Origin of the sequence: Citrobacter sp. (assembly GCF_050252275.1) — a bacterium.
Classification (GTDB): Bacteria; Pseudomonadota; Gammaproteobacteria; order Enterobacterales; family Enterobacteriaceae; genus Citrobacter_A; species Citrobacter_A amalonaticus.
This window is the reverse complement of the sequence record NZ_JBFWLF010000012.1, coordinates 1-11,576: the sequence shown is the minus strand read 5'-3', so window position 1 is coordinate 11,576 and position 11,576 is coordinate 1. Positions and strand designations below refer to the sequence as shown.

Below are 11,576 nucleotides of genomic sequence, written 5' to 3'. Positions count from 1 at the left end.
CAATCGTGATTTTGTCCAGATAAGTAAATCTATGAGCCTTGTCGCGGTTAACACCCCCAAAAAAACCTTACTATTCCAGGTAATACATATTGGCTAAGGAGCAGTGATATGCGCGTGAAACGATTAACCCCGCAAGATCTCAAGGCTTATGGTATCAGCGACGTTCAGGATATCGTCTACAACCCCAGCTATGAAACTCTTTATCAGGAAGAGCTAGACCCAAGCCTGGAAGGTTATGAGCGTGGTGTGTTGACGAACCTGGGTGCCGTTGCAGTTGATACCGGTATTTTCACCGGACGTTCGCCGAAGGATAAGTACATTGTTCGTGATGACACCACGCGTGACACGCTGTGGTGGTCCGACAAAGGAAAAGGCAAGAACGACAACAAACCGCTGTCCCAGGAAACCTGGCAGCACCTGAAAGGATTAGTCACCAAACAACTTTCCGGTAAACGTCTGTTTATCGTTGATGCTTTCTGTGGCGCAAACGCCGATACTCGCCTCTCTGTCCGCTTCATTACCGAAGTGGCGTGGCAGGCGCATTTCGTGAAGAACATGTTCATCCGCCCAAGCGATGACGAACTGGAAGGCTTTGAGCCTGACTTTATCGTGATGAACGGCGCGAAGTGCACGAACCCACAGTGGAAAGAGCAGGGTCTGAACTCCGAAAACTTTGTCGCCTTCAACCTGACCGAACGTATCCAGCTGATTGGTGGTACCTGGTACGGCGGAGAAATGAAGAAAGGTATGTTCTCGGTGATGAACTATCTGCTGCCGCTGAAAGGCATTGCATCAATGCACTGTTCCGCCAACGTGGGCGAGAAAGGCGATGTTGCGGTGTTCTTCGGTCTTTCCGGCACCGGGAAAACAACCCTCTCCACCGACCCGAAACGCCGTCTGATCGGCGATGACGAGCACGGCTGGGATGACGATGGCGTGTTCAACTTTGAAGGCGGTTGCTACGCAAAAACGATCAAGCTGTCGAAAGAAGCGGAACCGGAAATCTACAACGCGATTCGTCGTGATGCGCTGTTAGAAAACGTCACCGTGCGCGACGATGGGACTATCGATTTTGACGACGGCTCGAAAACCGAGAATACCCGCGTTTCCTATCCTATCTACCACATCGAAAATATCGTTAAACCGGTTTCCAAAGCCGGCCATGCCACGAAGGTGATCTTCCTGACCGCTGATGCTTTTGGCGTGCTGCCACCGGTTTCTCGCCTGACCGCCAACCAGACGCAGTACCACTTCCTGTCTGGCTTCACGGCTAAACTGGCGGGTACGGAACGCGGTGTCACCGAGCCGACGCCAACCTTCTCCGCCTGCTTCGGCGCGGCATTCCTGTCGCTGCACCCGACGCAGTATGCTGAAGTGCTGGTGAAACGCATGCAGGCCTCAGGTGCGCAGGCATACCTGGTCAACACTGGCTGGAACGGTACGGGCAAACGTATCTCCATCAAAGATACCCGCGCCATTATCGACGCTATCCTGAACGGTTCTCTGGACGATGCAGAAACCTTCAACCTGCCGATGTTTGATCTGGCGATCCCGACCGAACTTCCAGGCGTGGATACCCGTATTCTCGACCCGCGTAATACCTACGGGTCTCCGGAACAGTGGCAGGAAAAAGCCACTGCGCTGGCGAAACTGTTCATCGAGAACTTCGAGAAATACACCGATACCCCAGCAGGCGAAGCATTGGTCAGCGCCGGGCCGAAGCTGTAAGTCAGTCCGGATAAAGTAAAAATAGCAAGGGAGGCATTTCGCCTCCCTTTTTTTACGCCTCTTTAGTCGTCCCCTGGACGCGGACCACAGGAACCGGTAGCCAGGCGCGGATAGAGAGCCCGCCCCGCTCGCTGGTGCCGATCTCCAGCAGCCCGTTATGGTTGTCCACGATACGCTGCACAATCGCCAGTCCCAGACCGGTTCCGCTGGTGCTACGCGCACTGTCGCCACGGACAAACGGCTGGAACAGGTGTTTACGCTGCTCAGGTTTAATGCCGGGGCCGTCATCTTCCACCTGGAACCAGGCGCGATGCGGTTCCGTCCCGCTACTGACTTTGATCCATCCGTTGCCATAACGCGCAGCGTTCACCACCATGTTGGCGACTGCACGCTTGATAGACAGCGGGTGCATCTTCACCTGAATGCTACCCGGCTGAAGCGCCGTCTCAATTTCGCGCTCATAGCCACTTTCTGCCGCCACCACTTCGCCCAGCACGGCGTTGAGATCGGCCATCTCCATCGGCATCTCCTGTCCGGTGCGCAGGTAGTCGATGAATTGTTCAATGATCGCGTTGCACTCTTCGATATCTTTATTGATGGACTCCGCCAGATAACCATCCTGCTCGCCCATCATCTCTGTCGCCAGACGAATACGCGTCAGCGGGGTGCGGAGATCGTGACTGACCCCCGCCATCAGCAGCGTTCGGTCATCCGCGAGCTGCTTCACCCCGGCTGCCATATGGTTGAAGGCGCGGGTCACCGAGCGGACCTCAGAGGCGCCGTACTCACGCAGCGGCGGTGGAATAATGCCTTTCCCTACCTGCAGCGCGGCATGTTCGAGATCCACAAGGGGTCGGTTTTGTATACGAATAAACAGCCACGCCCCTCCTATCGCCAGCAACATGATGGCCAGCGTATAGCGAAACAGCGGGGAGAAATCGCCCTGATGAATTTCCGTTAACGGAACGCGCACCCAGATATTGGGTGACAGCCAGGTTTTCAGCCAGACAACCGGCGAGCTTTTGTTGACCTCAACGCGCACTTCCGTCGGCCCGCCCAGCTGCTGCGCCATCTGATGGCTTAAAAATTCATAGTGTTGCGCCCAACGCAGTCCAGCCTCTTCGGCGGCTTCGTTGGAATAAAGAGAAATCCCCAGCTCACGGTAAATTTCCCGGCGAAAAGCGGGAGGCACCACCAGTTGCGTGCCGTCCTCCAGTTGCAGTTTATCGGTCATCAGCATACGCACTTCGTAGGCCAGGACCTTATTAAACTGCTGGAGACTCGGCAGAATCGCAAAGTTCAGCACCACCAGATAGGTCGTTACCAGACTGACAAACAGCAGGGTGACGATGAGCAGCAGCGTGCGGGCAAATGAACTTCGTGGCGAGAAGCGCATTCGCCTCATGCTTTAGAACCGTCCGGTACAAAAACGTAACCCAGGCCCCACACGGTCTGGATATAACGCGGATGAGCGGGATCTTCTTCCACCATGCGGCGCAAACGAGAAATCTGTACGTCGATGGAACGCTCCATTGCGGAATACTCACGACCACGCGCCAGGTTCATCAGTTTGTCACGGGACAGCGGCTCACGCGGGTGGCTCACCAGCGCTTTCAGTACCGCAAATTCACCACTGGTGAGCGGCATCGGCTCGTCTTCACGGAACATTTCACGCGTTCCGAGGTTCAGTTTGAACTTACCAAAAGCAATGACGGCCTCTTCCTGAGAAGGCGCGCCCGGCAGTTCGTTCGCCTGACGACGCAGCACCGCCCGAATACGCGCCAGCAGTTCGCGTGGGTTAAACGGTTTCGGGATATAGTCATCAGCGCCAATTTCCAGCCCGACAATACGGTCAACTTCTTCCCCTTTCGCCGTGACCATGATGATCGGCATCGGGTTACTCTGGCTGCGCAGACGGCGGCAAATAGACAGGCCATCTTCACCCGGCAGCATCAGATCCAGTACCATAAGATGGAATGATTCGCGGGTCAGCAGACGATCCATTTGCTCAGCGTTAGCGACGCTTCGAACCTGGAAGCCCTGCTCGGTCAGATAACGCTCAAGCAGCGCACGCAGACGCATATCGTCATCGACCACCAGAATTTTATAGTTCTCTTGCATTATTAGTACTCCCAAAGGTTCGCAACAATTAATTGATGGTATGTATTCTTAAAAAAGCTAACGTTCGCCACCAGTGAATTCTGGTATGAATTCCAGGCTAAATTGTTACAAAGCATATTTAACAGCAGCTTAAGTATACAATGAAACGCGCAGCACATTATTTATTCTGTCAGTGGGATGACGTAATACGAATTGTGCGCTTCGTCACAGACTTAAAGGTAATCAATAAGATGAAAACGCCTCTGATCACCCGGGAAGGGTACGAAAAACTCAAAAGCGAGCTCAACTACCTGTGGCGTGAAGAGCGCCCGGAAGTAACAAAGAAGGTGACCTGGGCGGCGAGTCTGGGTGACCGCAGTGAGAATGCCGACTACCAGTATAATAAAAAGCGCCTGCGTGAGATCGACAGGCGCGTCCGCTATCTGACCAAATGCATGGAGAATTTGAAGATTGTTGATTACTCCCCACAACAGGAAGGCAAAGTGTTTTTCGGCGCATGGGTAGAAATTGAGAATGACGATGGCGATACCCGTCGCTTTCGGATTGTCGGCTACGATGAAATTTTTGGCCGCAAAGATTATATCTCCATCGACTCGCCGATGGCGCGCGCGCTGCTGAAAAAAGAGGTCGGCGATCTCGCGGTGGTCAACACGCCTGGTGGGGAAGCAAGCTGGTACGTGAATGCGATCGAATACGTAAAATGAGCAGGAACAATCCGAAGCCCCGCGCTATGGCTGGCGTTTTTGCCCATCAATCCGTATAACTGTTCCCTGATTTTTTACTCAGTAGATGAAGCCAATCCATGATGAATGATTCTTTCTGCCGCATTATTGCGGGTGAAATTCAGGCCCGGGCCGACCAGGTCACCGCTGCCGTTCGCCTGCTTGACGAAGGGAACACCGTGCCGTTTATCGCACGTTACCGTAAGGAAATCACCGGCGGCCTGGATGATACGCAACTGCGTAATCTGGAGACCCGACTGGGCTATTTGCGTGAACTGGAAGAGCGCCGCCAGGCCATTCTCAAGTCCATTTCCGAGCAAGGCAAACTGACCGATGATCTGGCGACTGCCATCAACGGCACGTTAAGTAAGACCGAACTCGAAGATCTTTACCTCCCGTATAAACCCAAACGCCGCACCCGTGGACAAATCGCGATTGAAGCCGGTCTGGAGCCGCTGGCCGACCTGTTGTGGAACGACCCGTCACACGATCCGGACACCGAAGCGGCAAAATATATCGATGCAGAGAAAGGGGTTGCCGACAGCAAAGCCGCGCTTGATGGCGCACGCTATATCCTGATGGAACGCTTTGCCGAAGACGCCGCGCTGCTGGCGAAGGTACGTGACTATCTGTGGAAAAATGCCCATCTGGTTGCCAGCGTAGTCAGCGGCAAAGAAGAGGAAGGCGCAAAATTCCGCGACTATTTCGATCATCACGAACCGATCGCCTCCGTGCCTTCTCACCGTGCGCTTGCAATGTTCCGCGGCCGTAATGAAGGCGTGTTGCAGCTTTCGCTGAATGCCGATCCGCAGTTCGATGAGCCGCCGAAAGAGAGCTACTGCGAGCAGATCATTATGGATCACCTCGGCCTGCGTCTGAACAACGCACCGGCAGACAGCTGGCGTAAAGGCGTGGTGAGCTGGACGTGGCGTATCAAGGTGCTTATGCACCTCGAAACCGAGCTGATGGGGACTGTCCGCGAGCGCGCGGAGGACGAAGCGATTAACGTGTTCGCCCGTAACCTGCACGATCTGTTGATGGCGGCACCGGCGGGCCTGCGCGCCACCATGGGCCTCGATCCGGGTCTGCGTACCGGGGTAAAAGTCGCCGTAGTGGATGGCACTGGTAAGCTGGTCGCCACCGATACCATCTATCCTCACACCGGTCAGGCGGCGAAAGCCGCCGTGGTAGTGGCTGCGCTGTGTGAAAAGTACAATGTAGAACTGGTGGCGATTGGTAACGGCACCGCCTCGCGTGAAACCGAACGCTTCTTCCTCGATGTACAGAAACAGTTCCCGAAAGTGACGGCGCAGAAAGTGATCGTCAGCGAAGCCGGGGCGTCAGTCTATTCCGCGTCAGAACTGGCAGCCCAGGAGTTCCCGGATCTCGACGTCTCGCTGCGCGGCGCGGTCTCTATTGCGCGCCGTCTGCAGGATCCGCTCGCTGAGCTGGTGAAAATCGATCCGAAATCGATCGGCGTCGGTCAGTATCAGCATGACGTCAGCCAGACACAGTTAGCCCGTAAACTGGACGCGGTGGTGGAAGACTGTGTGAACGCCGTCGGCGTTGATTTGAATACGGCATCGGTTCCGCTGTTAACCCGTGTAGCCGGTCTGACCCGCATGATGGCGCAGAATATCGTGGCCTGGCGCGACGAGAACGGGCAGTTCCAGAATCGTCAGCAACTGCTGAAAGTCAGCCGTCTGGGGCCGAAAGCCTTCGAACAGTGCGCAGGCTTCCTGCGTATTAACCACGGAGATAACCCGCTGGATGCTTCCACCGTTCACCCGGAAGCCTATCCGATCGTGGAACGTATTCTGGCGGCAACGCAACAAGCGCTGAAAGATCTGATGGGCAACAGCAGCGAACTGCGCAATCTGAAAGCCGTCGATTTCACCGACGACAAGTTCGGTGTCCCGACCGTCAGTGACATCATCAAAGAGCTGGAGAAACCGGGTCGCGATCCGCGTCCGGAATTCAAAACCGCGCAGTTTGCCGATGGCGTTGAAACCCTGAACGATTTGCAGCCGGGGATGGTTCTCGAGGGTGCCGTCACCAACGTCACCAACTTTGGTGCGTTTGTGGATATCGGCGTTCACCAGGATGGACTGGTTCACATCTCATCGCTGTCGAACAAGTTTGTTGACGATCCTCACACCGTGGTGAAAGCAGGCGACATCGTGAAGGTGAAAGTGCTGGAAGTTGACCTGCAACGTAAGCGTATTGCCCTGACGATGCGTCTGGACGAACAGCCGGGTGAAACCAATGCCCATCGCGGCGGCGGCAATGATCGTCCGGCAGCGAAAGCGGCAAAACCACGTACTCGTGAAGCGCAGCCCGCCGGTAACAGCGCGATGATGGATGCGCTGGCGGCAGCGATGGGTAAAAAACGTTAAGTTTAGATCGAGTGCCGGATGGCGGCGGAACCGCCCTGTCCGGCCCTTTACCGCATCCACCTTCTCCATCGCGTTATATTTATCACGTCATTAACAGATGAAACCTTAATTAAACATTAACAACGTTAATTTATTAAGAATTCAAATCATTTCACCTGCTGGTTATTATTTTTGAGCCATATCAAAAATGACGCAGATTATTATTCAAACCAACATTCCGTCACATTTAATCGGTTGAAGATAAAAACCATTCTCATTATCATTGCATTGTTGATTATTTACTCTTTCCTTCGTTGGCTAATCATCTGGTCTCATGCCGCGCCCCTTTGCCCCATGAGGTAAACATCCAGTTAGCGAGAAATAAGTAGGCTCTTATGCAATTTACTCCAGATACTGCGTGGAAAATTACCGGTTTTGCCCGTGAAATAAGTCCTGCATACCGTCAGAAACTGCTTTCCCTCGGCATGCTCCCGGGTTCCTCATTTAACGTGGTGCGCGTCGCCCCCTTAGGCGATCCTGTCCATATTGAAACGCGTCGCGTTAGCCTGGTATTGCGTAAAAAAGACCTGGCATTATTAGAAGTGGAAGCGGTTTCCTGTTAATACAGTGAGTCTATAACGATGAAAAAATTAACCATTGGCTTAATTGGTAATCCAAATTCCGGCAAGACAACCCTGTTTAACCAACTGACCGGTGCGCGCCAGCGCGTAGGCAACTGGGCTGGGGTCACCGTGGAACGTAAAGAGGGGCAATTCACGACCACGGATCATCAGGTCACGCTGGTCGATCTGCCCGGCACGTATTCGCTCACTACCATCTCTTCGCAAACCTCTCTGGATGAGCAGATTGCCTGCCACTACATTCTGAGTGGCGACGCCGACCTGTTAATTAACGTGGTAGATGCCTCAAATCTTGAGCGTAACCTCTATCTGACGCTGCAACTGCTTGAGCTGGGCATTCCCTGCATTGTTGCACTCAACATGCTCGACATTGCGGAAAAACAGAAAATCCGCATTGATATCGATGCCCTTTCAACCCGCCTTGGCTGCCCGGTCGTCCCGCTGGTTTCTACCCGTGGACGCGGTATCGAAGCGCTGAAGCTGGCGATTGACCGCCACAACAAGAACGAAAACGTTGAACTGGTGCATTACGCCCAGCCGCTGCTGCGTGAGGCCGATAAACTGGCAAACGCCATGGCTAAAGAAATGCCGGTACAACAGCGCCGCTGGCTCGGCCTGCAAATGCTGGAAGGGGATATCTACAGCCGGGCATACGCCGGTGACGCTGCTGCGCAACTGGATATTTCGCTGGCGCATCTGAGCGACGAGATGGACGACCCGGCACTGCATATCGCCGATGCGCGTTACCAGTGCATTGCGGCAATCTGCGACGTGGTGAGCAACACCCTGACGGCAGAGCCCAGCCGCTTTACAACGGCGGTGGATAAAATCATCCTCAACCGTTTTCTCGGTCTGCCGATCTTCCTGTTTGTGATGTACCTGATGTTTCTGCTTGCCATTAACATTGGCGGCGCGCTGGCCCCTATTTTTGATGCTGGCTCTGTGGCGATTTTTATTCACGGTATCCAGTGGATCGGTTATACCCTTCACTTCCCGGACTGGCTGACCATTTTCCTCGCCCAAGGGCTGGGCGGTGGGATTAACACCGTTCTGCCGCTGGTTCCGCAGATCGGCATGATGTACCTGTTCCTCTCGTTCCTCGAAGACTCCGGTTACATGGCGCGCGCAGCGTTTGTGATGGACCGTCTGATGCAGGCGCTGGGACTGCCGGGCAAATCATTCGTCCCGCTGATTGTCGGCTTTGGCTGCAACGTACCATCGGTGATGGGGGCCCGCACCCTGGATGCGCCACGTGAGCGCCTGATGACTATCATGATGGCACCGTTCATGTCCTGTGGGGCACGACTGGCGATTTTCGCCGTGTTTGCGGCGGCCTTCTTCGGGCAGAACGGCGCGCTGGCGGTGTTCTCCCTGTATGTGCTGGGCATTGTGATGGCGGTATTGACCGGCCTGATGCTCAAACACACGATCATGCGTGGCGAAGCGTCTCCGTTTGTTATGGAGCTTCCGGTTTATCACGTCCCGCATATCAAGAGCCTGATCATCCAGACCTGGCAGCGCCTGAAAGGGTTTGTGCTGCGCGCCGGTAAAGTGATCGTCATTGTCAGCATCTTCCTGAGCGCGTTTAACAGCTTTTCACTCAGCGGCAAGATTGTCGATAATATCAACGATTCGGCGCTGGCCTCCGTCAGTCGCGTCATCACCCCCGTCTTTAAACCGATTGGTGTTCATGAAGACAACTGGCAGGCAACGGTTGGGCTGTTCACGGGCGCGATGGCGAAAGAAGTGGTGGTCGGTACACTCAACACGCTCTATACCGCAGAAAACATTCAGGATGAGGAATTTAATCCGGCTGAATTTAATCTTGGCGATGAGCTGCTGAGCGCGCTGGATGAAACCTGGCAGAGCCTGAAAGATACTTTCAGCCTCAGCGTACTGGCGAACCCTATTGAAGCCAGCAAAGGCGACGGAGAAATGGCGACTGGCGCAATGGGCGTCATGGATGCGAAATTTGGCAGCGCGGCGGCAGCCTACAGCTACCTGATTTTCGTCCTGCTGTACGTTCCCTGCATCTCGGTAATGGGGGCAATTGCCCGTGAATCGAGCCGCGGCTGGATGGGCTTCTCCATTCTGTGGGGGCTGAACATCGCCTACTCGCTGTCAACCCTGTTCTACCAGGTCGCCAGCTACAGTGAGCATCCGCGCTACAGTCTGGTTTGTATCCTGGCCGTGATCCTATTTAACGTTGTGGTGCTGGGACTGCTGCGCCGGGCGCGTAGCCGGGTGGATGTCAATCTGCTGGCCACGCGGAAAAAAGCCAGCGACTGCTGCGCCAGTACAACCACCGGCGATTGTCACTAAGGCGTCACGATGGCTTCGCTCATTCAGGTTCGCGATTTATTGGCCTTGCGGGGGCGCATGGAGGCAGCGCAAATCAGCCATACATTGCATACGCCGCAGCCGATGATCGACGCCATGCTCAGTCAACTGGAAATGATGGGTAAAGCTATGCGGATTCAGGAAGAACCTGACGGCTGTATCTCTGGAAGCTGCAAAAGTTGCCCGGAAGGCAAAGCCTGCCTGCGTGAATGGTGGGCGCTGCGTTAAGGTATTACGGAGAGTCCGCAAGCAGCACGGCGTTTGTATGGTGCGTCGTTGCCACTGGTGGTTACCGTCGTTCCTGATGACGAGATTATGCTGCATCGCGCGGAACCATTAATCTCCGGCCCGGTAAGTAAGACACTTTCCGGGCATTTTTCTTCGCGTTACAGTCTTTGCTTTAGCGCCACCAGCGTCTGACAGAATTCATCAGGATGCGAAATAAACGGGGCATGCGCTGCCCTGGCAAAGATCAGCGATTCGCTCGCTGGCCATAGTGCATCAAGCAGTGGCACCACCTTGCGGGGAACCAACCCGTCAAGATAGCCGTACAAACGCAGGAACGGTACCGTTAACGATGTCAGTGACTCGCGCAGATCAACCGTTTTCAGGATCTCCAGCCCTCCGTTAAGCACATCTACCGGCGGCATCGGCAGCGCCAGCACGGTCTTTTTCAATGCGCGTGCATCCTGACGCGCCGTTTCCGTTCCCATCGTTTGCAATGCCAGAAAGCGCTCTACCGTCCGCTGGAAGTCTTCACTCAGTTGCTGCTGGAACCCCGCCAGGACTTCCGGCTTAATCCCCGGCCAATTTTCACGTGCGCTGAAACAGGGCGATGACGCCACCGTCACCAGCGCCTGAACGCGCTCGGGATGAGTTAATGCCACCTGGCTCGCCACTAACCCGCCAAGACTCCAGCCGAGCCAGATAGCGCTCTCTGGCGCCAGTTCCAGGACGCGCTCCGCCATTTCCTCAAGCGTCATGGCCCCAAAACCCTGGCTGCGGCCAAAGCCCGGTAAATCGACCAGATGCAGCGTAAAATGCGAGCTCAGTTCCTCGCTAATGCAATGCCACACTTCGGCGTTAAGTCCCCATCCGTGCAGCAGCACAAGATGACAATTTCCCTCTCCACGGGTCTGCCACCAGATGTCATTCATCAGTTACTGTTCTCTTTTCGCCAACAAGGATGAATCTATGCTAACAGTACCGGGATTATGCTGGCTATGCCGAATGCCGCTGGCGCTGAGTCGTTGGGGGATCTGTTCTGTCTGCGAACGCGCTGCGCGTCGGCACGTCTCGCTCTGTCCACGATGTGGACTCCCCTCCGCGCATCCCACAATGGCCTGCGGGCGCTGCCTGCAAAAAGCGCCGCCCTGGCAGCGACTGATTACCGTCAGCGATTATGCCCCGCCGCTCAGCACGCTCATTCATCAACTTAAGTTTTCCCGGCGCAGCGACATCGCCCCCGCGCTGTCGCGCGTTTTGCTGCTGGAGGTATTGCAGGCGCGTCGTCAGACCGGGCTGACCCTGCCGGACAGGCTGATTAGCGTTCCTCTCTGGCAGCGCCGCCACTGGCGCAGGGGGTTTAATCAGAGCGATCTGTTATGCCAGTCGCTGTCTCGCTGGCTGCGCTGTCCCTGGGACAGTCG

General features: G+C 55.1%; 10 protein-coding genes. 7 read left to right on the top strand and 3 right to left on the bottom strand.

What is annotated here, in order from left to right:
• The first annotated feature begins 108 nt into the window (after positions 1 to 108).
• Positions 109 to 1,728 (top strand): phosphoenolpyruvate carboxykinase (ATP), encoded by a 1,620-nt coding sequence (gene pckA, locus AB7E14_RS02060; protein ID WP_042998423.1) that lies wholly within the window; start codon positions 109 to 111, stop codon positions 1,726 to 1,728.
• A gap of 52 nt (positions 1,729 to 1,780) precedes the next feature.
• Here pckA and envZ read toward each other — a convergent pair whose 3' ends face one another.
• Positions 1,781 to 3,133 carry a two-component system sensor histidine kinase EnvZ gene (gene envZ / locus AB7E14_RS02055; protein WP_042998424.1) on the bottom strand — a complete coding sequence of 451 codons (1,353 nt, stop codon included), beginning with the start codon at positions 3,131 to 3,133 and terminating at the stop codon, positions 1,781 to 1,783.
• Positions 3,130 to 3,849, bottom strand: coding sequence for a two-component system response regulator OmpR (ompR, locus tag AB7E14_RS02050; protein ID WP_001157751.1), 720 nt, complete (start codon positions 3,847 to 3,849; stop codon positions 3,130 to 3,132). The genes envZ and ompR overlap by 4 nt, the downstream gene beginning before the upstream one ends.
• Before the next feature lie 230 nt (positions 3,850 to 4,079).
• Between ompR and greB the strand changes: the two genes are divergently transcribed.
• From greB to feoC, 5 genes are all read left to right on the top strand, one after another.
• Positions 4,080 to 4,553, top strand: coding sequence for a transcription elongation factor GreB (gene greB, locus AB7E14_RS02045; RefSeq protein ID WP_042998425.1), 474 nt, complete (start codon positions 4,080 to 4,082; stop codon positions 4,551 to 4,553).
• 98 nt (positions 4,554 to 4,651) lie between these two features.
• Positions 4,652 to 6,967, top strand: coding sequence for a Tex family protein (locus AB7E14_RS02040; protein WP_058587473.1), 2,316 nt, complete (start codon positions 4,652 to 4,654; stop codon positions 6,965 to 6,967).
• A gap of 374 nt (positions 6,968 to 7,341) precedes the next feature.
• Entirely contained in the window at positions 7,342 to 7,569 is a 228-nt protein-coding gene (feoA, locus tag AB7E14_RS02035; RefSeq protein WP_012908346.1) for a ferrous iron transporter A, read from the top strand.
• Positions 7,570 to 7,587: 18 nt separating this feature from the next.
• Positions 7,588 to 9,909, top strand: coding sequence for a Fe(2+) transporter permease subunit FeoB (gene feoB / locus AB7E14_RS02030; RefSeq protein WP_044326698.1), 2,322 nt, complete (start codon positions 7,588 to 7,590; stop codon positions 9,907 to 9,909).
• Between the two features lie 9 nt (positions 9,910 to 9,918).
• Positions 9,919 to 10,155 (top strand): [Fe-S]-dependent transcriptional repressor FeoC, encoded by a 237-nt coding sequence (feoC, locus tag AB7E14_RS02025; RefSeq protein WP_316962338.1) that lies wholly within the window; start codon positions 9,919 to 9,921, stop codon positions 10,153 to 10,155.
• Positions 10,156 to 10,313: 158 nt separating this feature from the next.
• Here feoC and bioH read toward each other — a convergent pair whose 3' ends face one another.
• Positions 10,314 to 11,084, bottom strand: coding sequence for a pimeloyl-ACP methyl ester esterase BioH (gene bioH, locus AB7E14_RS02020; RefSeq protein WP_044253513.1), 771 nt, complete (start codon positions 11,082 to 11,084; stop codon positions 10,314 to 10,316).
• A 37-nt stretch (positions 11,085 to 11,121) separates the two neighbouring features.
• Here bioH and AB7E14_RS02015 point away from each other — a divergent pair.
• A partial coding sequence (locus tag AB7E14_RS02015; RefSeq protein ID WP_428169302.1) for a DNA utilization protein GntX occupies positions 11,122 to 11,576 on the top strand: 455 nt, incomplete at its 3' end.